Below are 23,034 nucleotides of genomic sequence, written 5' to 3'. Positions count from 1 at the left end.
TGTGTCTATACGGGAGACGGATATTCTCAAAGCAATGCGAGAATCCCAATCCTTGAGGGTTGGGAGTAGGTCAAACAGAGGAGAGAATTATGGGGTTGACTGAAGAGGAACGTTTCCGTTTCGATTTGACCGGTTTTCTGATACGTCCAGCTATTCTTACACCAGATGAGATTGCTGGGATTAGGGATCAGATATACCATATCCACCACGATCCAGAATCGTTACCTCTAGAACATCGCGCTGTGCCGAGTGGTCCGTCGAGTGTGCTAATTGATCACCCAAAGGTCATTGACGTGCTGCACAAAATTATTGGACCCGATATTCGGCTTGAGAACAGCTACTGTGTCTGGCGTCGAAAAGGGGAGGCGCACGGAGACCTTCACGGCGGAGGACCCCAACAGGCGGACCCTATCTTCGGCTACCGCGTTCGGAACGGACGGATTCATGCGGGAATGGTACGGGTTGTCTTTGAACTGACCGATGTTGGCAAGGAGGATGGTGGGACACATTTCATTGTCGGCAGCCACAAGGCGAATTTTCCGATGCACCCGGATCATATGTCGTTGGAGCCGGGGAAGCGAAGTCCGTTCTTGATGAGCTATGACTGCCCAGCCGGTAGTGCGGTCTTTTTCACGGAAAACCTCTGTCACGCAGGTCCCATCTGGCAGCGGGAAGAGCCGCGCGTGACGGTGCTCAATGCCTACGCCCATCTTGCCACCCATTGGCACCGACTTACGATTCCCCCTGAAGTGATAGCTGGACTGCCACGAGAAAAGCAGGCATATTTCCGTGAGCCGTGGGTTGCTGATTTCCGTACCCGTCCAGCAACCCACAATACAATGGAACGTTTTATCGACAACGATGAACTGTCGGTGAATACCGATCACCGCCCCTGAACCCAATATCTGGAGGGTAGTGCTATGGGCATGACCGAAGAGGAGCGTTTCCGGTTTGACTTAGCCGGTTTTTTAGTCCGCCCGGCGATTCTGACGCCTGATGAAGTTGCTGCAATCGTTGACCAAGCCGACCGGATCCGGCACAATCCTGAATCCTTACCGCCGGAGCATCAAGCCATTCCGGGTGGTGCCGCAAGTCTATTGATTGATCACCCAAAGGTGATTGAGGTGCTACACGAAATCATCGGTCCCGATATCCGGCTTGAGGCTTGTGGGTTGACTTGGCGAATGAAGGGGGAGTCGCACGGCGAACTGCACGGCGGTGCACGGGGACAGGCGGATCCGATTTTCGGTTATCGTGTCCAGAATGATCGGATTCACGCTGGGATGGTACGAGTGGTTTTTGAACTGACCGATGTGAAGAAAGAGGACGGCGCGACCTGTTTCATCGTGGGCAGCCACAAGCGAAACTTCCCGATGCATCCGGATCATATGTCGTGGGAGGATGGGAAAGAGAGCGAGTTTTTAATGCGTTACGAATGCTCTGCGGGTAGTGCCATCTTTTTTACGGAGAACCTCTGTCATGCGGGACCTGTCTGGAAACGTGATACGCCGCGTATTGCCATTCTCCATGCTTACGCCCATCTTGCCACCCATTGGCATCGGTTGACGATTCCACCCGAAGTGATGGCGGGTTTGCCGCGTGAAAAGCAGGCATATTTCCGTGAGCCGTGGATTGCCGATTTCCGAACTCGCCCGGCGACTCATAATACAATGGAACGTTTTATAAACAACGATGAGCCATCGGTGAATACCGATCACCGGCCTTGAGCCTGAAAACGTGGATATGGAGGAAGCGATATGGGGTTGACCGAAGAGGAACGTTTCCGGTTTGACTTAACCGGTTTTTTAGTCCGTCCGGCGATTTTGACACCCGATGAAGTTGCTGCAATCGTCGATCAAGCCGATCGAATTCAGCACAATCCTGAGTCCCTACCGCCGGAGCATCGAGCCATTCCGGGCGGTGCCGCAAGTGTGCTGATTGATCACCCAAAGGTTGTCGAGGTATTGCACGAGATCATCGGTCCCGATGTCCGACTGGAGGCTTGTGGGTTGACTTGGCGGTTAAAGGGGGAGTCGCACGGTGAACTGCACGGCGGTGGGCCGGGACAAGCGGATCCTATCTTTGGCTATCGTGTCCAGAACGGTCGGATTCACGCTGGGATGGTACGGGTTGTTTTTGAACTGACTGATGTGAAGAAGGAGGACGGTGCGACCTGTTTCATCGCCGGCAGCCACAAGGCAAACTTCCCGATGCACCCGGATCATATGTCGTGGGAGGACGGGAAAGAGAGCGAGTTTCTGGTGCGCTACGAATGTCCGGCTGGCAGCGCCATCTTTTTTACGGAGAACCTCTGTCATGCGGGACCGATCTGGAAACGCGATACACCACGGGTCGCCATTCTCCACGCGTATGCACATCTTGCTACGCATTGGCATCGGCTGAAGATTCCACCCGAGGTAATGGCAGGCTTGCCGCGTGAAAAGCAGGTTTATTTCCGCGAGCCGTGGATTGCCGATTTCCGAACTTCTCCCGCAACTATTAATACGATTGAACGTTTTATGGGTAACGATGAACCGCCGGTAAATACAGATCATCAACCTTGAAGCAAAAGGACGGGATGCGTGAAACGTGATATAAGGAGATATTGATGCTTACAGATGCAGAAAAAGCCCAGCTTGATGAACACGGCTTTGTACTATTGGAAAATGCTATCACAACCGCTCAAGCGGACGCGCTGCGCCAACGATCGATTGCTCTCGCCGAGCAGGAGCGGGAAGTGTTAGGGGAGCATGTGTATCTGGACGACAAGGCGCAACGGGTGTGGAATCTGGTGGACAAAGACGAGTTGTTTGAAAACGCAATTCAGTATCCGCCCGTACTCAGCGCGATAGAATATCTACTCGGCGAGGATTGTACGCTCAGTTCGTTTACTGTGAACATTATCGGACCCGGTGCGCCGGAGGGCGGGCTTCATATTGATCACCCTTTGAGCGCGATGCCAACTCCCCGTCCGAGTTTTGCCCTTTCTGCCAATAGCGTCTGGTTTCTCGATGATTTTACACTTGAGAACGGTGCGACCCGCTGTGTCCCCGGCAGTCACCGCCGACTGGAATCCCGTCCCGAACCGGGCGTTAGCTACGACGACGAACTACAGATCACCGGTCCGAAGGGTTCGGTGATGATTATCAACGGATCCCTTTGGCACGCCTCGTCCGCTAACCACACCGATAAGGCTCGCGTCTGCCTGCTCGGTTTCTTCTGTCGTGCTTTTATGAAGCCGCAGCAAGATCAGCAGAAGATCGTTTCCGAAGAAGTCGTTGCCCGTGCGACACCAACATTGAAGCGGCTGCTCGGCTATGACTCCATGCCTAATACGAATGCGTGAGTTTGTAGACATTGAGGGGAAAGCTATGCCAACCGCTTTTGAAGCAATTGACAGATGGATTGATGAGGCACGCGCCAAGTTGGAAAATGGTGGGCTTCAGAAGGGAGATCTGGATCAGCTTCACCAGATTATCAGTGCAAATCGGAAGGGTACGCGACAGCGGCTGCTCTATCTCCATGCGTCAACGCCGGGCATCCGCTCTCAGGTTATCGGGATGGCGTTGCACGAGCCGGTGGAGGGTTCGGTGACGGAGATTGTGGTCGAGGAGCAGGAGTGGCCCTACAATACTGTACACGACGCAATTCTGGACGGCTGGCAGGTCATCCACTTTCCGGATCAGCGGACAGAATTTGATGACCGGGAAATTGACATCTTGGGCTACGAATTTATCCTGCAAAAATTGGAGGTTTATGATGGCTGACAAACCGTATCTATTGAGCGACGACGAAATCATCTCTTTTATCATCCATGGCTCGCATATTGTTGAGGCTGATTTCCCCGAAGGCTTCAACGAGTCAATTTACGCGGAGCTTGAGGCGTTGGATATCCAGCGAAATAATCCGGGCGATGGGATTCTGGACAAAGTTCCGAAACTCTATCAGGTCTACGACCATCCCAAGGTGCGCGGTGCGCTGGTGAGCCTGCTCGGCGAAGATGTTCAGATGAACGGTCATCGTCACTGCCATGTGAATCCGCCCGGCACACGGAGTCAGACATGGCATCAAGACGGCACCAACAAACGGCATCATCGCATCCAAACTGTTTTGGCGATGTACTATCCCCAAGATGTGCCTGCGGAACTGGGACCGACGGTGATTATGCCCGGAACGCACTTCCGCAATGCCCCGACGGATCGCATGGCGACCTATGCCAACTTCCGTGAGCAGGTTCCCCTCACCGTCAAGGCAGGGACAGTAGCGATCACGCACTACGACATCTGGCACGCCGCAGCTGCCAATCGTGGGGCGAAGACGCGCTACATGCTCAAGTTCCTTTTCACTCGCGACAGTGAACCGAAATCGCCAAGCTGGAACCATCATCCTGAAGAGGCTGCTGCTTCGATGCGTCGCTTTAGCTTTGAGCGGGCGTGTGCCTGTTCCCAATCCGATCACTACAAGGAACGTGGGTTGCGTATGGAAATGTGGGAACACCTTGTTGGGAAAACTGTGCAATAAAAGGAGACTCGCCCATGAAATTGAGTTGTTGTGCAGGACTTGCCTCCTTTGTTCCGCAAACGGTTGATGCCAAGCAGTTGGACACGGGTGCAGCCTACAAACCCTTAAAACCTTATCGGATGCTAAGTGTGATTTCTTTGAATTCGGTGTGGGGATGCTCTGCCCTGAATCTCCAAGATCCCTTTTCGAAGAGTTCAAGGATATAGTCTCCGATTACTCTTTGCGGGCAGAATGCTTTAATAGCTTTATTCCCGCCGATCTAAAAGTGACAGGGCCAGATGTTGACAAGGCGCGGCTGGACAACTATTTGGCTGCAGCGACTGAGCGCGCAGCTGAACTTAGCGGCGAGATTATTGTGTTCGGGAGCGGTGGTGCCCGGCATGTGCCGGAGGGCTTTTCTCGCACACGAGCACATGATCAGATCCTTGAGTTTTTGGAAGCTGCCGCCAATTACGCAGGGGAACATGAGCTTGTCATCGCCATCGAACCCTTGAACCGTTCAGAGACAAACATGATTAATAGCATCGCCGAGGCGGCCCAGTTTGCCGACGAACTTGGTGAACCGGAAGTTCAAATACTCGTTGACTTTTATCACCAGATGCTTGAAGACGAAGCGTTTGATGAAATCGTCCGTGCAGGAGAGCGGATTGTGCATGTGCATGTCGCAGACACGGATCGCCTCTATCCGGGCAGCGGTAGATACGATTACCAGCTTTTTGCCAAAAGCCTCGCTGATGCTGGATACAACAAACGGGTTTCTGTGGAGTGCAATTTTCGGGATTTTGATAAGGAAGTGTCTCAATCAATTCAGTTTCTGCAGAAGGTGTTCAATGCAGCCCAGTGAAATTCAGGTATAATGAAGGCTTGAACTCACATTTGAGCCTTGATACAACGGGATATTTTACTTGACACGACTATAGTCCAATGCTATAATCTAACGCATTCTTGAGCAGTATGGTGACGTCCGGGAGTGAGATTGCGATAGAGATCGATTAACTCAAAACCCGGAGGAATTATCGGTTACAGATTCAAATCTTAGAAGCAAAATCCTTTTGGAGCTAATAAAACGAGATGGGGTGCTATTTCCCACCGGTATAGTGATAGCCCTCATCCCGTAATTCTAAAGATAAATACCGAGGTAAGGTTACTATGGCTACGATCAAGAATCCATCCGAAAAGAAAGATTCAGAAAATTCCCTTGACGAGATGCAGGATCAGGCGAATCTATCCGCACCGTCTTCAGAGCGGATTTCTTCTGAAAGAAAGATTCGTGAGCTAACGTTCACTATTGAGTCGCTGGAGAGCGAAATTGATGATTTGAGAAGACGCTTAAACGCTGCGCCTTCCGACGATGTTGAAGTTCGTCTCTACGAAATGACCCGCGACTTAATGCACGCACACCGTAGAAATCGCAAGTTGACCAGCACCCTTCAAGAAGCGAAAGAGAAGCTGGAACAGTTGAAGGAGAAGGTTGAACAACTCAGTGCCCCACCGAACAACTACGGCGTTTACCTTCAATCAAACGACGATGGGACTCTTGACATTGACCTTGGTGGCAAAAGGTGGCGCGTCAATGCGGATCCGGAGATTAACACCGATCAGCTCCAAAAAGGTCAAGAAGTCATCGTCAACGGTGTGATGAACGTTGTGAGTGTAAGGGAATTTGAGCGGCAAGGTGAAGTGGTCAAGGTCAAGGAGATGCTTGACGATAACCGTGTGCTTGTGAATCTACGCGCGGATGAAGAGCGGGTTGTGGAAATATCGGATCCGCTCAACAAGGACGAGGAACTTAAGTTTGGGGATAATGTTATGCTGAACCCGGTCACCGGGATGGTTATGGAGAAACTGCCCAAACTTGAAGTTGAGGACCTGCTGCTTGAAGAGGTGCCAGACATTAGATACTCGGATATTGGTGGATTGAATGACCAGATTGAGGCGATTCGGGACGCTATTGAAACGCCTTACCTCTACCCCGATGAATACAAGGAATTCCAGTTAAAGCCTCCGAAAGGTGTGCTACTCTACGGTCCCCCCGGCTGTGGAAAAACGTTAATTGCCAAGGCAGTCGCCAACAGTCTAGCTACTAGGGTCAGAGAACAGACAGGTAGAGATGATGTTGAGAGTTATTTTATCAATATCAAGGGTCCAGAGCTACTCAATAAGTATGTTGGCGAAACGGAACGGAAGATTCGAGAGGTATTTCAGAAAGCCAAGGACAAATCCAAAGAAGGGGTTCCGGTCATTATCTTCTTTGATGAAATGGATTCGCTTTTCCGGTCCAGAGGCATGGGCATTTCGTCCGATATGGAATCGACAGTAGTGCCTCAATTCCTCGCTGAGATCGACGGCGTCGAAGGGCTCAGAGATGTGGTTGTCATCGGTGCAAGTAACCGCCAAGATCTCCTAGACCCCGCAGTTTTACGGCCCGGTCGGTTGGACATCAAGATCAAGGTCGATCGTCCCGAAGCTGAGGGTGCGAAGGATATTTTCGCCATATACCTGACACCTGACCTGCCGATTGCCCCGTCAGTGTTAGAAAAATTCAGTGGCGATCGCGAAAAAGCGGTTCAATCTCTGTCGGAGCAAGCGATTGAGAAGATGTATGCGACCACCGATGAAAACAAGTTCATCGAGGTGACTTACAACCGTGGGGAGCGTGAGACGCTCTACTTCAAGGACTTTGCGAGCGGTGCGATGATTGAAAACGTCGTTGATCGTGCCAAAAAGATGGCAATCAAACGGTTGATTGATTCTGAAGGGAGAGAGAAGGGCATTACCCTTGACGACCTCGAAATGGCGATCCAAGAAGAGTATAAGGAGAATGAAGATCTGCCTAACACCACCAATCCTGATGATTGGGCGAAGATATCGGGGCGGAAAGGCGATCGAATCGTCAACATTAAGGCGTTGACCCACGAGCCAGAGCCGAAAAGACGGGATGTAAGAACCGTCAAAGGTGGCGCTTACCTCTAAGACACATTATGACCGTACCAACGATTATGGGGACCGAAACCGAGTATGGCATTTCGGTCAAAAATGCGCGAGATCCGGATCCGGTTGCGGCTTCAACGCTTGTCGTCAATATCTATAAAGACCGTGGGATCAAAGGGATCACTTGGGACTACGATCAGGAAAGTCCATTGATGGACGCTAGAGGGTTCGTCTCTGAAGGGGAGACGGATATCCCGGATCAGGAAAACAATAGCCTCATCAACGATGTCCTCGCCAATGGTGGGCGGTACTATGTTGATCACGCACACCCAGAGTATTGTACCCCGGAATGCACCAATGCACGCGATCTGGTTAAATATGAGAAGGCGGGGGAATTGATCTTAGATTTGAGTCGTCTGGCTGCCCAAGACTTGTTGCCCACGAATCAAGAGATTATTATTTATAAGAACAACAGCGATTATAAAGGTCACAGCTACGGTGCCCACGAAAATTATCTGATGTCTCGGAATGTTCCTTTCCAAGATATTGTTGATGGATTAACGCCTTTTCTCGTGACGCGGCAGCCGATTACAGGGAGTGGTAAGGTTGGCGCGGAAAATGGCGCAGCGGAAACGGATTATCAAATCTCGCAGCGTGCAGATTTTTTTGAGACTGAAGTTGGATTGAGCACAATGGTGGCGCGTCCAATTATCAATACGCGGGATGAGCCGCACGCTGATGAGATGATATACCGCCGGTTGCACGTGATCGTCGGCGACTCCAACATGTCTGAATTTTCCATCTATCTGAAGGTGGGAATTACGGCGGTTGTGCTGCAACTCATCGAACAGGGGGTTGTAGGGGATCAGTTCCGGCTCTCTGACCCTGTTTTGGCGATCAAGACGGTATCACGTGATCTCTCTTGTAAAGAACCTTTGGTTTTAGAGGATGGTCGGAAATGGACACCCATTGAGGTTCAGCGCGAATATCTTGAGTTGGCGCACAAACATATTTCCACAGAGGATTCGTCTGAGGTCGTGCAAGATGTGATGAAGACATGGGAATTTGTTCTCGACCGCCTCGAAGAAGATCCGATGAGCCTAGATCGACACCTCGATTGGGTGATTAAGAAACGGTTGATTGATGCGTACTTGCGACGCCACAATTTAGATCATTCAGATCACCAAGCGCGGATGTTAGACCTGCAATATCACGACATTCGTCCGAATAAAGGGCTTTACGCGAGGTTGTTGAAAAACGGACGTGTTGAACGACTCCTCGAACATGAGGAGATTGTTCAAGCGATTAATAATCCACCTGTTGATACACGTGCCTATTTTCGTGGTATGTGTCTACAAAAATATCCCAACGAGATTCACAGCGCGAGCTGGAATTCAATGATTTTTTGTACTGACGATTCTTCTTTAGATAAAATCTTAATGGATCGGCCGCACTTCGGAACGCAGGAGATGACGGGTGATCTGTTGAGAGACTGCACGGCTGCAGAACTGGTTCAAGCCATTCTCACATCCAACCATTAGAAGGAGGGAAGTAACATGCCAGCCGAAAAGCAACAGGAACAAAGAGAAAAACGGACTCAGGATACTGAGGAAGTCCAACCGGATCAAGAGGTCGTAGAGCAAGGCGAAGAGATTAAAGAGGATCTCGATCAAATCCTTGATGAAATCGACGAAATCTTGGAAGAGGACTCAGAAGAATTTGTCGAGAATTACATTCAGCGAGGAGGAGAGTAGTGGTCTTTAGCGGCTCCGATCATAGAACCTCCGATTTCCTTGAGCTCTTGCAAAGGGAACGTCCGGAGCTTCTATCAAGGTTTGGTACAGAGGCGTTCGGTACAACACCTCGGCCAGACTCACCCGCTGCAAACTGGAAAGGACAACGCTTGCCAACTCCCAGTTTGGTGGATTTTTATGATAGTCTGCTTGAAGGAACAACTATATTAGCCGCTGTTTATAACGAGGGGGTTATCATCGCCGGAGACCGTCAGGCGACGGCGGGATTCCAAGTGGGGGAACGACGTATCCGGAAAGTCTATGAGGTAGATACCTACTCAGCTATCGCTATTGCGGGTGTCGCCGGACCGGCGATGGAAATGGCGAAGCTTTTCCAGGTTCAGGTGGAGTTCTATGAAAAGATAGAAGGCTCGCCGTTAAGCCTTGAGGGCAAAGCCAATTCGCTGTCAAATATGGTCAAATCCAATTTGCCTATGGCGTTGCAGGGATTGGTGGTCGTTCCGATTTTCGTGGGGTATGACCTGAAGCGGAAACAGGGGAAGATCTTCAAATACGACGCAATAGGGGGGCAATACGAAGAAAGCGAATACTATGCCACTGGATCCGGTGGTAAGGATGCGCAAGCAACGCTGAAAAAGCTGTATAGCCCCGATATATCCCGTGAAGGTGCCCTTCAGATAGTTGTGGAAGCGCTTTGGGATGCCGCCGATGAAGATGTGGCTACAGGGGGACCTGATTTTATTCGGGAAATTTTCCCAACAATTAAAATTATTGATTCGACGGGAATCTCGGATATACCGGATGCAGAGGTTAAGGACCTCTATACGGAGCTACTTGACAAACTCCGTAATTAACCCCCACTAGTTGAGCCGCTTTGAGGACTACTGATAATCGATACCTGCAATTTGATGGAGGAGTAGATGCCTGCACCGTATTACGTGTCGCCCGAGCAAATCATGCAGGAGAAAGAGGATTTTGCTCGGAAGGGGATCGAGAAGGCAAAAGAGGTTATTGTTCTAGAATACCGCGACGGTATTCTGATGGTCGCAGAAAATCCGTTGGCAACGGTCTTCAAGATTTCAGAAATCTATGATAGGATTGCACTTGCAGCGACTGGGCTCTATCCGGACTATGAAGCCCTACGATATGCCGGGATTCAGGGTGCTGAAATCAAGGGGTTTACCTTCAACCGTGAAGATGTTACGGCGCGATGGCTCGCAAATCAGTATTCGCAGCAGATTGGTGCAATATATCGACAACCTGATATGAAGCCGCTTGAAGTAGAAATTCTGCTATGCGAGATCCGTGAAGATGCTTCGTCGAACAATAGAATCTATCATCTATCTTTTGATGGTACATTTTGGGAAGACAATCAATATACCGTCATCGGCGGGAGAGCAGACGAAATCGCAGGCATCCTCGAAGATGAGTATAGCGACGATTTGGATTTGAACGGTGCTGTGAGACTTGCGGCAAGAACCTTTGAAAGAATCGAAGCGGCAGTTGACGAGGCGGAGCGATACCAAGTGGCGGCTGAGACAATAGAAGCAGCCGTACTCGACGAAACTCGAAATCGGCGCAAATTTAGGCGTTTGCTTCCCGAAGAACTTAGTGAGATTTTGAGCGCATGAATCGAAGGATTTATGGTCTAGAAAACGAATATGGGATCATCTGCACGTCGGATCGACGCGGTGGAAAAGCGTTATCAATCCAAAATGCGGTGATGTATCTCTTTCGCGAGATTATTTCGGGGCGGATGTATCCGGACGTTTTTCTGGAGAATGGCGCTCGGTTCTATCAGGACATCGGCTGCCACCCCGAATATGCGACACCTGAATGCGATAACGTGAGTGACCTTGTCAGCCACGATAAAGCTGGTGAGCGAATTATAGAACGGCTTTCTGTTGCGGCAGAGCGGAAAATGCAAGCCGATGGCTTTCTTGGACGGATTTCGGTTTTCAAGAATAATACCGATACGCCCGGCAACACATACGGCTGCCATGAGAACTACCTGATGGATCGCCGTGTGAGTTTTCGCCAACTTGCCTCGCAACTCATTCCCTTCTTTGTAACGCGCCAAGTCTTTGCCGGGGCGGGGAAGGTCAAATCCACCAACCGCGGTGGATACGCCATCTCCCAACGGGCGCAACATATCCGTGAAGAAATCTCAATTGCAACGACAACAGCGCGGGGCATCATCAATACGCGCGATGAGCCGCATGCGGACCGAGAAAAATATAGGCGCCTACACGTGATCGTCGGCGATTCTAATATGTCGGAGTTCGCTACCTACCTCAAGATCGGTACAACGGCAATCGTCTTGCGGATGATTGAAGATAACTTTATCAAGCAGCGTCTCGCGTTGCGCGATTCTGTCCGAGCGATTCAGCAGATCTCCGAGGATATCACTTGTACCCGGAAAATCGAATTGGAAAACGGTAAACGGCTTTCAGGCGTCGAGATGCAGTGGGAATACCTTGAGTGCGCCAAGCAGTATTTTGAGCAGGCAGAATCGGATCCAATCACCGATCAGATCATGGCACGGTGGGAATATGTGCTGACCTGTCTAGAAACTGATCCGATGCAGCTCGACCGGGAGCTTGATTGGGTCATCAAGAAGAAATTGATTGAAACCTATGTGGAGAGTCGGCAACTCAAGTGGAACTCCGCCAAGGTTATGATGCTTGATCTACAGTACCACAATATTCGACCCGATTTTGGATTGTATTACAAGCTCGAAAAAGATGGACGCGTTGAACGAATCGTCAGCGATGATGAGGTAGAACACGCGATGCATCACCCACCGGAAACCACTCGCGCGAAGTTCCGCGGTCGTTTTGTAAAGCTGGCAAACGAGCGAAAGATTCTTTGTGGTGTTAATTGGAGCTATATCCAACTGTACGAACCCTACCAAAAACTCTTCCTTTCTACGGATCCCCTGCAAGCCGAATATGAAGAAGCTAGCCGGATGATTTATTCGATTTAGCGCCTGTCCCGATGAATCGGGATTAATCTCTGAAGGTTGTCATTCTACGGGTAAATACCCCCAAGATCGGTTGATTTTGCCTCTAAACTGACAAAAGATGACTGTCTCACCTACTTTTCAAACAAGTCCTCAACTATGGAGGATTTAACGGTGAAAAGACGTTTAGTTGCCTTTCGCATGAAAGTTACATTGCTACTGTTGCTGGTTTGTGTTTCTATTGCTTTGGTGAGTTGCGATATAATACAGGAGGCCTTAATCCCTGCGATGCCATCGCAACAGGCAATTGCGATCATTGGTTCGGCGAGTGGAAGTAACCTGGCCGGAACAGCAATTTTTACACAGAACGGCGATACAATCACGCTCACTGTCGAGATCCAGAACGTATCTCCGGGGCTTCACGCCGTGCATATTCACGAAAAAGGTGATTGCAGTTCGCCCGATGGCACATCCGCTGGTGGCCATTGGAATCCCACCAACGTCCCTCACGGAAAATGGGGAGAGGGTGAATTTCACCTCGGAGACATCGGCAACATAACTGTCGGTGAGGATGGTGCAGGCAAAATTGAGTTGGCAACAAACCTTTGGGAAATGGGCACCGGTTCCGATCTAGATATTGTTGGAAGAGGCATTATTGTCCATGCGGGAGCCGATGATTTTACCTCACAGCCTTCAGGTGCTGCTGGCGCACGAATCGGTTGCGGGGCGATTCAGTTGGCAAACTAGTCTTGGCGATTACATTTTTGAATCGAGACAGGTTCCGGCGCATCTGCACCGGGAGTCCTCAATAGCCAAGGATTTTACCAAAAACGCTTCCTTTCTCACACCGCTTTTAACGAGTGGAACGTGGAGTAACCAACTGGAGGAAATAATTGATGTATAGAATAAGCATAGGAATGGTGTTGCTACTCGTCGCCGGACTAATGTTTTGGATCTCGGTTTGGTATTTGATAGCCCCTCGGCTGCTGGCAGACCGAGTCCCTCTTTTAGTGCTGATATTTCGCCTATCCTTACAGAACGATGTGCCATCGCAGAGTGCCATGTCGTTGATGGACCGCACGATATCGATCTCCGCACGTATGATACCCTCATGAAGGGTGGAGACGAAGGGGTTATCGTTATTACAGGCGATGCGAGAGAGAGCGAAATCATCGAAGAAATTGCGGAGGGCAAGATGCCCCCTGAAGGACCTCCGTTGGATGCAGCTCAGATTCAACTCATCATTGACTGGATCAACGAGGGTGCTAAGAACAACTAATCCTTATCAAAAGTGCTTCCTTGCCACATATCCCTTGTGAGTGGAATGTGAAGAAGCTAGATGGAAGCAATGATTGATGTATAGAATAAAAATAGGAATTGCGTTGCTGCTTGTTGCTGGGTTGATGTTTGGCTGTGGAGGTGATGACGTAACAACAGGCGATGGTCACGACCATGTGCACGGCGATGAAGGTGATGACTTTGATACTGCTGTCAGTAATCTTGGATTGGTATTTGACGATTTTAGTGCTGATATTTCGCCTATCCTGACAAGCCGATGCGCCACCGCAGGTTGTCATGTCGCTGGTGGACCACACAATATCGATCTCCGCACGTATGACACCCTCAGTGCAGGAGGAGACGGTGGGGCTATCGTCATTGCAGGTAATGCGAGGGAAAGCGAAGTTGTCAAACAGATTGTCCAAGGTAGAATGCTCCCTGGTGGACCGCCTCTAGAGGCAGCCTAGACCCAACTCATCATTGATTGGATTAATGAAGGGGCTAAGAACAACTAGGCTCTTGCAGCATCGTAGAAACAGTTTCTGTCCGAGATTTACCCCATGCCTTCTGATAGCGGTGAGTCGTGGGGTTCGCTAAACTGATGCGCATGTAGTTTCAACCCTATCAAATGTCCCTCCCTTCGTGGAGGGATTTTCTTTGTTCAATCTTTTGTGTTAGTCACATTACTAAGGAAATGATAATCCTGAAGACGAAGTGACGATGATTGTATAGATAGTTTTTTACGTATTACTCGTTACGCATTATTTTTTTAAGGAGGTCTTGAATGGCTCAAGATAAATACGTTTACTTCTTTGGCGGCAGTCAAACCGATGGCAGCGCGAAGATGAGAAGCCTGCTCGGCGGTAAAGGTGCCAACCTCGCCGAAATGACCAGTTTAGGTATTCCGGTTCCGCCCGGTTTCACAATATCGACGGAAACTGGCAGGTTATATCATGAAAACAATAATCAGTATCCCGACGGACTTGACGAACAGATTGATGAAAACTTACGAAAGCTAGAAGTAGCGATGGATGCAAAGTTCGGTGACACCGAAAATCCACTACTCGTTTCTGTGAGATCCGGAGCGGCGGTTTCGATGCCCGGTATGATGGATACCATCCTCAACCTCGGCTTGAACGACGATGCGGTCAAGGGACTGACTGCAAAATCCGGGAATGAACGTTTCGCTTATGATGCCTATCGTCGATTTGTGCAGATGTTCGGGGATGTCGTACTTGGTGTCGAACACGATGCGTTTGAGCATCTCTTGGAAGCGAAGAAAGCAGCAAAAGGCGTCGAACTTGATACGGAGTTGGATGCGAACGATCTGGTGGAATTGGTTTCCGAGTTCAAGGCACTTGTCAAGGAGGAGACGGGATCGGATTTCCCTGATAACCCGCGTCGTCAACTCGACATGGCGCGTGACGCAGTCTTTGAATCGTCAAACAATGAGCGAGCGACCATCTACCGTCGGTTGAACAATATCTCTGAAGAACTCGGACGGACAGCGGTCAATGTCCAAGCGATGGTTTTTGGGAATATGGGCGAAACGTCGGGGACGGGGGTTGCATTCACACGGGATCCCTCAACCGGTGAGAACTCTTTTTACGGCGAATTTCTGATGAACGCCCAAGGCGAGGATGTTGTGGCAGGAATTCGTACACCACTCCCCATTGATGAACTCCGGGGGGTCATGCCGCAAGCCTATGAGCAGTTGACATCAATCGGGGAGACCTTAGAGTCGCATTACCGTGATATGCAAGATGTCGAGTTCACGATTCAGGATAGACGTCTTTATATGCTCCAAACCCGTAACGGGAAACGGACCGGTGCCGCCGCCGTGCGTACTGCTGTTGAAATGGTAAACGAAGGCCTCATTGACAAAGCGACTGCTCTGACCCGTATCCCACCGGACGATCTGGAGCAACTCCTCCACCCGATGATCGATCCATCGGTGGCGGTTGAGCCGATTGCGAAGGGACTGCCCGCCTCCCCCGGCGCTGCTGTAGGCAAAGTGGTTTTCACGGCAAATCGTGCTGAGGAGTTGGTGGCTGAGGGTGAAAAGGTGATTCTGGTCCGCACCGAAACGTCCCCAGAGGATATCGGCGGAATGCACGCCGCAGAAGGCATTTTAACGGCGCGTGGCGGGATGACCTCACACGCTGCGGTTGTCGCACGGGGCATGGGAAAATGCTGTGTCGCGGGATGCAGTGACATCACTGTCAACGAGAGGGCAAAGGAGTTTCAGGCTGGTGACCTTCGGCTGACAGAGGGAGACCACATCACGCTCAACGGCTCCACCGGTGAGGTGATTGAGGGAGCGGTCAAGTTGATTGACCCTGAATTGAGTGGAGACTTTGGCATACTGATGGAGTGGGCGGACGAATTTCGTAAGCTCGGTGTGCGCACAAATGCAGATACGCCAAGCGATTCACAGACCGCAAGAGGGTTTGGCGCAGAGGGGATTGGTCTCTGTCGTACCGAGCACATGTTCTTTGAAGGCGAGCGAATTGATGCTGTCCGCGAGATGATCCTTGCAAAGGATGAGGAAGGGCGCAAGGCAGCGCTCGACAAGCTGCTTCCGTACCAGCGTGAGGACTTCGCCGGTATCTTTGAAGCGATGGACGGCTATCCTGTCACCATTCGGACGCTCGATCCACCGCTCCATGAGTTCCTGCCCCAAACCGATGAAGATGTTCAGGAACTTGCGGACAAAATCGGTGTCCCCGCCGAGACATTGTACCAACAAAGGGAAGCATTGCACGAATTTAACCCGATGCTAGGGCATCGTGGGTGTCGTCTCGGTATCATCTATCCGGAGATCACGGAGATGCAGGCGCGGGCAATCTTTGAGGCAGCTGTCGAAGTTACCAAGCGCGGCGTTAAGGCGATCCCTGAGATTATGATCCCGCTGGTTGGACATGTTCAGGAGTTAGCGTTGCAGCGTGAGGTAGTCGTCGATACCGCAAAGAAAGTGTTTGCGGAGACCGGCACTGAGGTCGAATACCTCGTCGGGACGATGATCGAATTGCCGAGAGCCGCACTCACCGCGAATGAAATCGCGCAGGAGGCGGAATTTTTCTCCTTTGGGACAAACGACCTCACACAGACCACCTTCGGGATGAGCCGCGACGATGCCGGCAAGTTCCTAGGCGATTATGTGGATGGAGGCATCCTTGAACATGACCCGTTCCAGGTGCTGGATCAGAGCGGTGTCGGTCAGTTGGTGCAGATTGGCACGAACAAAGGACGCGAAACTCGTTCAGACCTCAAGGTTGGTATCTGCGGTGAACATGGCGGTGAGCCGAGTTCCGTTATCTTCTGCCACGACTCAGGTTTGGACTATGTTTCCTGTTCACCGTTCCGTGTGCCGGTTGCACGGCTCGCTGCGGCGCAGGCTGCGGTTGCTGATGAATCCTAAGATAGGTAGAACAATTAACGGTTTGTATTATGGTCGGTAGGGACAAACGATCGTTTGTCCCTACCGACCATAAACCGGATTCGACGGGAACAATCAATGAAAGTCAAGTATTTTCACGGTACGGATACCGCCTTAGTTGAGTTTTCAGAGCGTGAAGTAACCGAAACGAAAGAAATTAACGAGAATGTCTATATTGATTTGGATGCCTTTGGCAATCTGGTGGCAATGACCATTGAACATGCCCATCAACAGGCAAGTCTGCCGGATTTGTCCTATGAGCAGATAGAAAAACCAAGTGCGGATTTATCGAATTAGCGAATTTACGGAAATCCCTACAATTTTGTTGATGATAATTAAGAGGGTAACAATGACACTTGAGGATTTGAAGCCTTCACAAGTAAAGGAAATCATTCGTTCAGAATTTCGCCAACTTCCTGAAACCCATTGGATCCAAAATCTTCGACATCCCTCTTATCACCTGCGCCAGCCAATCCCGATCTTAATTAAAAGAGCGGATGGTACTGTGACCGCTACCTACGATGACGTTGAACTATGCGGCATGGGTGACAGCGTGAAAGCGGCGATGTCAGACTTGTGTGAAAAAATTGTTGCCCGTTATGAGGGATTGGGGAGAAGTGCTGCAAAATCTCAGGAATATAAGTTCCTCAAACAGATTATTCAGGAGGTTGAACCCCCGGCTTGGCAAGAACTGAAACAACTTTATAAAGAGAGATTGGAAAAAATCCCTTATGTCCAAGAAGGTTATATAAAAATTAATGGCAAGGACGCAGATGTGATAATTGTAATTTCAGAATATTCTGTGGATCGAATTAAACAGTTAGCTCGGATTGATCTGGAAATAAATAAAAAATTCCGTCCGCTGTTTTTTCATGTTGAGTATGAACGCTCAAAAGAGCATCTTGATTTAAATGATTTTGAACGTTTTTACCAAACTTGTCCATAGAAATGAGGAATTTCGCACATGCCAACAACGGCAGCACACCAAGATAAACAAAGCAGAACCCATCTTGCTCTTTCGGATCTTGAACAATCTCAAAATAGCCCCCAACACGCTGACTGGATTGTTACCCTCGCTTTCTATAAAGCCTTACATGCTGTTGATTCTTACTTGGCAACGCTGGAAATCCATCCCAAAGGTCATGTGACGAGAAATCGGTCCGTTCGCAGATATATAGAAGATATATTCCCGCAGTATTCTGCACTATACGATGCTAGCAGAGAGGCGCGATATGAAACATATACTTATCAAGATAATCCTCAAGCGGTTACAGGGCTAGTTAATGATTCGGTGTTCATTGAAGAGTATATCAATACACTTCTGTAATCCCCTCCGATTATGTTAAGAAATCGCACAACAGAAACCGAGTTTTTTCGGAAAAACTCGGTTTCTCTTCACACCTTACACTTTCCTTTTATGTTGAACCAATAAAAAAGCCATGTAGAACGCTCTACATGGCTTTTATCATGTTGTACGAATTTCTTCTGTTAAAGTTTGCAAAAACTACCGTCTAGCACGGCGGCGGGTGGTTCGACGTTGGGATTTGCGATCTTCATCATCCACCGCGTTTGTCGTCCGCTGACGGGGACGTTGGCGCAACTGTGCCCGTACACGTCTCCTATCGTCTGTGGACTCTGATGCTATACGATTGGAGCGGGTGCGGCTTCGGGTAACCGTCCGTTGAGTTGAGGAGACCTCCTGGCGTTCCCTAACACGACGATTGGGGGTTGTCCCTTGGATTGACGTTTGAGCGGGAGCACGTTGAATAGGTTTCTCACCTGCACGGTAACTATCATGTGGATTTGGGTCGATATTCATCCGATAACCCAATTCAGATGCATCGCCGTAGTATTGACGATACTGAGACAGCTGCCAAGCTTCATAAAGGAAACCGGGTGGGAGACTATCATAAATCCCCACCTCATCTTCATAGATTAGCTGTTCCTCCTCAAGAGGAACGGTGCGGATGCTGCACCCCGCCAAAAACATGGCTGCGAGTGAAATCATCAGCACAGTATAGAGACAAGGTTTCATAATAGCCCCCTATTTCGTTGGCTTTTTTGTTGCCTATACTACTTCTGAATCAACGGGTTAATCTCCCCAAGAGGATCCACGTGGCACCCACAACCATTGCCGTCCTGGATGGAGTCGCGTCCGATCGAAGTCATAATCGTCCTGATTTGCTTCGGCAAGTCGGGGCCAAAGTTCCTCGTTGTCATATACCTCTGGACGGGAAGCAATAATTGGAAGCGTATCGCCTTCTTTCACGAGATATCGGTCAACTTTCTCCGGGGAAGCGATTGTAAAGCTAAACGTGCGACCCGACTCAAGGGTGTTGCCAGCGGCGGCAGTATCTTTGACGCCTGATATGTTGACAGTATACATACGCCCGGACCGATACGGTTCATTGGGAGTAAACATAATTGTGTTTCCGCTGCCAGAGACAATTCTTGTGTGCCCGAATCCGGCGTTGATTCGACGGAGACAGTTAAACTACCAGATGCACTGTCAACATCTTCGCTGAAGGTGATTGAAATGGGTACACTCACACTCAACGAGTCTTCATACTCCGATATGACCGTTCCATCTGCGGGACTGACTCCCGTGATTGTTGGGGCGGTTGCGTCGGTGTAGGTGAATTTCTGGCTCATGGTGACAGTGCCTTCTGGTTTCGTGTTGCCGTTGTTGGTGACAACAACTGAAACCGATTCACCAGCCATCCCTGCCGGTGTCATTGCCGTGATCTCCATTTTACTGGGGACATTGACGCTTGTGGCATTCTTCCCACCCACTTTCACGGTAACGCCATTTTTCATATCGAACTTGTCGCCCGTAATTCGGATGGTTGTCCCACCGGTTTCGGGACCTTCCGTTGGGCTGAAACTTGCCGGCTCAGGAGGCGGATTGCAGCCGCTGCATCCGGAGATCCCTGCCAATATAAATGCAAATGCAATAACTGTTGAAATATTTCTGAGTGTTTTCATTCGGTTTTTCTCCTGAACGTTTGGACTACAATATCAAGTCGTTTGTTAAAATGCTGGGGGCAGTCAAAACTCAGGCGGTCATTCTCAATGAGGCAAAGAACCTCGCCGTTTTGAGGACTTTCACTGCGTGGGGGATGACATTGTAGTATGAGCTGAAATTCAAAATCCATTAAGTAATAACTCCCTCTAGTATACAGATTGATGGGCGGTTTGTCAACACTTTTTAATATGTTGTGAGATTTCTTACGGAGGTGTATTAGTAGTTGTTGATCCTAGTGCTTTAGCTAGTGCTTGTTCAACAATTTCTATATCATTTGAGGCTAGCGTTCCCAGCTTTTTAAGAACAAGGCTTTGTTCGATAGTTGCAATAATTGCCTTTACTTGGGAGGGCTTTACCAGACCTGCCGCACGCCAGTTCTGGATTAAACAGTCGCCAATGCCCAACCGGTGTGTCTGACTAGTAATTACCGCAATAATTGATTAACTTGGGATTGATTGTAGAAGTCGGTACTTATGACGAGGGCAGGACGCTTTTTTGTTGTTGTTAAATCCGTGAAGGGAAATCGAACAAGAACCACGTCACCTCGTTTATAGTTCATCGTAGACAGCATCCTCTGGGTTATCCCAAACTTGCATAAAGACCGATTCAGAAAGATGAGTCGCATCACAAGCTGAAACCTCTATATCAGTATCTTCCGAATTTGCAATCGCAGATAGTATTATACGCCTATCTTCCTGCGGCATTTGTTTAATAGCACTAATAATTTGTTCGATTGTTAAGGTTTGATTCATCTTCAGTCTCCTTTAGCACCATCGGGATATAGGAAAATCAAAATAATTATACCATAGCATACCCTGATACGCCAATATGCTTTACGTGAATACTTTCCTAGTACTTTACGATAGGGAAACGCCCTACTTAAGGCAAAATTATTGTTTTACTCCTCCTGTTATCGTACGAACCAACGCATAGCATAGTTGCCTTCAATATCCGCAAACGCCAATGTATACGGATCGCAGCGTCTGTATACGACCGATCCGTCCGTCCGCACCATCAACCATCCGAAATCCCAACCCCGGCTTGTGTATACCAAAGGCACGGTAGGCTTGACACGGATGGTTGGGTGCGTTCCAGCGATAAAAAGCTGCTGCGCTGTGTAGTAGTAACACGACCCGGTCTGCACAAACATCTCATGATCTAGCGCTGTAGCGGGATCCGCTGTCAAATCCGCACACAAGCCTCGAACCCCAACCTTCGCTTCACAGCCTTGTGAGAAGGCGTCGGCTAGATCGTGGACAGATCCGAACTGGACTACTCCCTCAGCGTCGTGTGAGAGCACCTCGCGCCATTCGTCACGCACATAGAAGCGATATAGGTCAAAATCGTAGATAAAATTCTGACTTGGTGCATTGGTCTGCTGATCCCAGCCATCTTGTGGGTGGTATTTGGGCATGTCTGTATGATCGTCAACGTACAGGGCGGTAGGAGCTTGTGTTGCCCCTTGTCCGTCGAGATGGGGACGGGCGATCGCCTGCTGTCCGTTCTGGTTGTAGAGGAAAAACGACATTGACGCACGCGGTCCGAAGCCATCGGGCAGCGAAACGGGTTGACGTCGGCTCATTATGCCCGCTGCCCAAGAGTCCTCAAGCAGGTAGGTGACGCCAAATTCAGCGACTTCACGTATACGCTCGGTACTGTCAGAGGTGACATCAATGTGTTCATTGTGGATAAATTCGGTGTAGATCCGCAAGTCGCAGCCGCGTCTTATGGCATCGGCGAGAGCTGCCTCGCTGCCTGCAACCTTGTGGCGTTCTGTACTGAGTTCCAAGACACAATTCCATGGGACCATGCGAGTACTCCTTATCGGTTAGAATTTCTGTTGGAGTTTCTGAATGAGACGCCTATCACATACAACGGTTAAAATAAATATTGGTTTGATTTTTAGAGGAATCGTGATACAATTGGAAAAAGCATCGGAGGAGGAGGTATGTTTGTTCTCAGATTTGATGTTGAAAGTGCGTATGCGCTCCACCCAAGTCTTGAATCCGACGAGAACTGGCAGATCTGGTTGGAGGAAACCCTCGCTAGCGTTGAACAGATTACGCGGGTTTTGAAGCGATATGATGCGCCGGCAACCTTTTGTATTGTGGGAAAGGTGCTGGAAAGAGCCGGCGAGGATCTCGCGGACTTGCTAAAGGCTAATCCTCTGTTCGACATTGCATCGCATACCTACAGCCACATGGGAATTTCAAGTGATACTCCCGCGGTGCTCCAACAGTTCAGCACAGAACTTGAGGGGACATCAGACCTTATCGCGCGATATTTTGGGGCGGGTCCAATCGGTTTTTGTGCGCCCGGCGGTTTTTACAAAGGGTTACAGGGACATCCCAAGCAGCTCGGTATCTTGTCGGAACAGGGATACCACTTTATTATTACCGATGGTGTTGGACCACCGGAACAGCCGATGCCTGCTCTTTTCACCCAACCGTACTGGTATATTGAGGATGGATACCCGGAACTGTTTGAAATACCGGTAACTGGCTGGCATTGCAATCTACTGTTCAATACGGGGCACCAGAGCGATGACTGGAAACCCGCTCCCGGATTTGCGGATGGAACGATTCTGGAGAGGTTACCTGCAACGATAGAGGAAGGGTTTCAAGCACGAAAAAGGGAGTTTCAGTACGCCATTGACCGTAATCTCGTGTATGCCCCAGCGATGCATCCGTGGTCGGTGTACCGTTTTGACCCGGCACTAAAGCATATTGAATGGTTGATTGAAATGGCGCATGAGGAGAACGTGTCAATTGTGAACTGTTATCAACTCTATGAGAAATATCGGAATTTAGCAGCGGCAGCCTAACGAGGACATCAGGGGGTCGCGCCAACAAGAGATCGGTTAGAAATTTCTGCTACCATGTTTCACTACTTTTTGCTGTGAGGTGCTATCCATTATGACTACGATTAACACTCCAATTCTCAACGACCAACAGATAGCGGACTTCCATGAGAACGGCTATGCGATTGTTCGCAATGTACTGTCTCCTGACGAAGCAGATAAATATCGTCGCGTCGTACAAGAACAAGCACAATTCAATTCCTACCCGCCTTCGCTGAAGTACCCTGAGCCGGGGAAGTATACGATCGCCGGCAATAAGATGGC

The 23,034-nt window shown here is 49.6% G+C and carries 27 protein-coding genes and 1 pseudogene; 22 read left to right on the top strand and 6 right to left on the bottom strand.

Annotated features, from left to right (window positions below; translation table 11 throughout):
• Nucleotides 1-89: 89 nt before the first annotated feature.
• The 20 genes and pseudogenes from J4G02_17685 to J4G02_17590 all read left to right on the top strand — a co-directional run bounded on the left by J4G02_17685 (nt 90) and on the right by J4G02_17590 (nt 18,212).
• Nucleotides 90-896, top strand: a complete 807-nt coding sequence (locus J4G02_17685; protein ID MCE2396369.1) for a phytanoyl-CoA dioxygenase family protein — start codon at nt 90-92, stop codon at nt 894-896.
• A 24-nt stretch (nt 897-920) separates the two neighbouring features.
• Nucleotides 921-1,727, top strand: a complete 807-nt coding sequence (locus J4G02_17680; protein MCE2396368.1) for a phytanoyl-CoA dioxygenase family protein — start codon at nt 921-923, stop codon at nt 1,725-1,727.
• A 30-nt stretch (nt 1,728-1,757) separates the two neighbouring features.
• The gene (locus J4G02_17675) at nt 1,758-2,564 is read left to right on the top strand and encodes a phytanoyl-CoA dioxygenase family protein (GenBank protein MCE2396367.1); all 807 of its coding nucleotides are present in this window, start codon (nt 1,758-1,760) and stop codon (nt 2,562-2,564) included.
• A gap of 44 nt (nt 2,565-2,608) precedes the next feature.
• Nucleotides 2,609-3,346, top strand: a complete 738-nt coding sequence (locus tag J4G02_17670) for a phytanoyl-CoA dioxygenase family protein (GenBank protein ID MCE2396366.1) — start codon at nt 2,609-2,611, stop codon at nt 3,344-3,346.
• Nucleotides 3,347-3,371: 25 nt separating this feature from the next.
• Nucleotides 3,372-3,767: a hypothetical protein gene (locus tag J4G02_17665; protein MCE2396365.1), complete on the top strand. Its 396-nt coding sequence runs from the start codon at nt 3,372-3,374 to the stop codon at nt 3,765-3,767.
• On the top strand, nt 3,760-4,521 hold the full coding sequence (locus J4G02_17660) for a phytanoyl-CoA dioxygenase family protein (protein MCE2396364.1): 762 nt from the start codon (nt 3,760-3,762) through the stop codon (nt 4,519-4,521). The genes J4G02_17665 and J4G02_17660 overlap by 8 nt, the downstream gene beginning before the upstream one ends.
• 148 nt (nt 4,522-4,669) lie before the next feature.
• Nucleotides 4,670-5,365 carry a sugar phosphate isomerase/epimerase gene (locus tag J4G02_17655; protein MCE2396363.1) on the top strand — a complete coding sequence of 232 codons (696 nt, stop codon included), beginning with the start codon at nt 4,670-4,672 and terminating at the stop codon, nt 5,363-5,365.
• 305 nt (nt 5,366-5,670) lie between these two features.
• The gene (gene arc / locus J4G02_17650; protein ID MCE2396362.1) at nt 5,671-7,494 is read left to right on the top strand and encodes a proteasome ATPase; all 1,824 of its coding nucleotides are present in this window, start codon (nt 5,671-5,673) and stop codon (nt 7,492-7,494) included.
• An 8-nt stretch (nt 7,495-7,502) separates the two neighbouring features.
• Nucleotides 7,503-8,993, top strand: a complete 1,491-nt coding sequence (locus tag J4G02_17645) for a proteasome accessory factor PafA2 (GenBank protein ID MCE2396361.1) — start codon at nt 7,503-7,505, stop codon at nt 8,991-8,993.
• Nucleotides 8,994-9,008: 15 nt separating this feature from the next.
• Nucleotides 9,009-9,206, top strand: coding sequence for a ubiquitin-like protein Pup (locus J4G02_17640; protein MCE2396360.1), 198 nt, complete (start codon nt 9,009-9,011; stop codon nt 9,204-9,206).
• Entirely contained in the window at nt 9,206-10,060 is an 855-nt protein-coding gene (prcB, locus tag J4G02_17635) for a proteasome subunit beta (protein ID MCE2396359.1), read from the top strand. The genes J4G02_17640 and prcB overlap by 1 nt, the downstream gene beginning before the upstream one ends.
• A gap of 66 nt (nt 10,061-10,126) precedes the next feature.
• Nucleotides 10,127-10,837, top strand: coding sequence for a proteasome subunit alpha (gene prcA, locus J4G02_17630; protein MCE2396358.1), 711 nt, complete (start codon nt 10,127-10,129; stop codon nt 10,835-10,837).
• Nucleotides 10,834-12,192, top strand: coding sequence for a proteasome accessory factor PafA2 family protein (locus J4G02_17625; protein ID MCE2396357.1), 1,359 nt, complete (start codon nt 10,834-10,836; stop codon nt 12,190-12,192). Before prcA ends, J4G02_17625 begins: the two co-directional genes overlap by 4 nt.
• 264 nt (nt 12,193-12,456) lie before the next feature.
• A complete protein-coding gene (locus J4G02_17620) occupies nt 12,457-12,915 on the top strand; it encodes a superoxide dismutase family protein (protein ID MCE2396356.1) in 459 nt (152 codons plus the stop codon).
• A gap of 149 nt (nt 12,916-13,064) precedes the next feature.
• Nucleotides 13,065-13,447 (top strand): annotated as a pseudogene (locus J4G02_17615) (hypothetical protein).
• A gap of 76 nt (nt 13,448-13,523) precedes the next feature.
• On the top strand, nt 13,524-13,913 hold the full coding sequence (locus J4G02_17610) for a hypothetical protein (GenBank protein MCE2396355.1): 390 nt from the start codon (nt 13,524-13,526) through the stop codon (nt 13,911-13,913).
• 317 nt (nt 13,914-14,230) lie between these two features.
• The gene (ppdK, locus tag J4G02_17605; protein ID MCE2396354.1) at nt 14,231-16,867 is read left to right on the top strand and encodes a pyruvate, phosphate dikinase; all 2,637 of its coding nucleotides are present in this window, start codon (nt 14,231-14,233) and stop codon (nt 16,865-16,867) included.
• Between the two features lie 96 nt (nt 16,868-16,963).
• The gene (locus J4G02_17600) at nt 16,964-17,182 is read left to right on the top strand and encodes a DUF2283 domain-containing protein (protein ID MCE2396353.1); all 219 of its coding nucleotides are present in this window, start codon (nt 16,964-16,966) and stop codon (nt 17,180-17,182) included.
• 52 nt (nt 17,183-17,234) lie between these two features.
• Complete coding sequence (locus J4G02_17595; protein MCE2396352.1) at nt 17,235-17,831, top strand: hypothetical protein; 597 nt, start codon at nt 17,235-17,237, stop codon at nt 17,829-17,831.
• An 18-nt stretch (nt 17,832-17,849) separates the two neighbouring features.
• A complete protein-coding gene (locus J4G02_17590) occupies nt 17,850-18,212 on the top strand; it encodes a hypothetical protein (GenBank protein MCE2396351.1) in 363 nt (120 codons plus the stop codon).
• Nucleotides 18,213-18,389: 177 nt separating this feature from the next.
• On the opposite strand, the gene J4G02_17585 is transcribed toward J4G02_17590, so the two are convergent.
• The 6 genes from J4G02_17585 to J4G02_17560 all read right to left on the bottom strand — a co-directional run bounded on the left by J4G02_17585 (nt 18,390) and on the right by J4G02_17560 (nt 21,720).
• Nucleotides 18,390-18,920 carry a hypothetical protein gene (locus tag J4G02_17585; protein MCE2396350.1) on the bottom strand — a complete coding sequence of 177 codons (531 nt, stop codon included), beginning with the start codon at nt 18,918-18,920 and terminating at the stop codon, nt 18,390-18,392.
• 57 nt (nt 18,921-18,977) lie between these two features.
• Nucleotides 18,978-19,154: a hypothetical protein gene (locus J4G02_17580; protein MCE2396349.1), complete on the bottom strand. Its 177-nt coding sequence runs from the start codon at nt 19,152-19,154 to the stop codon at nt 18,978-18,980.
• Nucleotides 19,151-19,870, bottom strand: a complete 720-nt coding sequence (locus tag J4G02_17575) for an IPT/TIG domain-containing protein (GenBank protein MCE2396348.1) — start codon at nt 19,868-19,870, stop codon at nt 19,151-19,153. The genes J4G02_17580 and J4G02_17575 overlap by 4 nt, the downstream gene beginning before the upstream one ends.
• 464 nt (nt 19,871-20,334) lie before the next feature.
• Complete coding sequence (locus tag J4G02_17570) at nt 20,335-20,469, bottom strand: type II toxin-antitoxin system PemK/MazF family toxin (protein ID MCE2396347.1); 135 nt, start codon at nt 20,467-20,469, stop codon at nt 20,335-20,337.
• Nucleotides 20,459-20,662, bottom strand: coding sequence for a toxin-antitoxin system, antitoxin component, Xre family protein (locus J4G02_17565; GenBank protein ID MCE2396346.1), 204 nt, complete (start codon nt 20,660-20,662; stop codon nt 20,459-20,461). Before J4G02_17565 ends, J4G02_17570 begins: the two co-directional genes overlap by 11 nt.
• Nucleotides 20,663-20,820: 158 nt before the next feature.
• The gene (locus tag J4G02_17560; GenBank protein MCE2396345.1) at nt 20,821-21,720 is read right to left on the bottom strand and encodes a hypothetical protein; all 900 of its coding nucleotides are present in this window, start codon (nt 21,718-21,720) and stop codon (nt 20,821-20,823) included.
• A gap of 138 nt (nt 21,721-21,858) precedes the next feature.
• Here J4G02_17560 and J4G02_17555 point away from each other — a divergent pair, with 138 nt between their 5' ends.
• On the top strand, nt 21,859-22,734 hold the full coding sequence (locus tag J4G02_17555) for a polysaccharide deacetylase family protein (GenBank protein MCE2396344.1): 876 nt from the start codon (nt 21,859-21,861) through the stop codon (nt 22,732-22,734).
• A gap of 91 nt (nt 22,735-22,825) precedes the next feature.
• Nucleotides 22,826-23,034, top strand: a 209-nt coding sequence (locus J4G02_17550; GenBank protein MCE2396343.1) for a hypothetical protein, incomplete at its 3' end; no start/stop codon positions are given.

Source organism: Candidatus Poribacteria bacterium, from assembly GCA_021295755.1.
Taxonomy (GTDB): domain Bacteria; phylum Poribacteria; class WGA-4E; order WGA-4E; family PCPOR2b; genus PCPOR2b.
The sequence above is the reverse complement of the archived record's forward strand: the minus strand, read 5'-3'. Positions and strand labels throughout refer to the sequence as shown.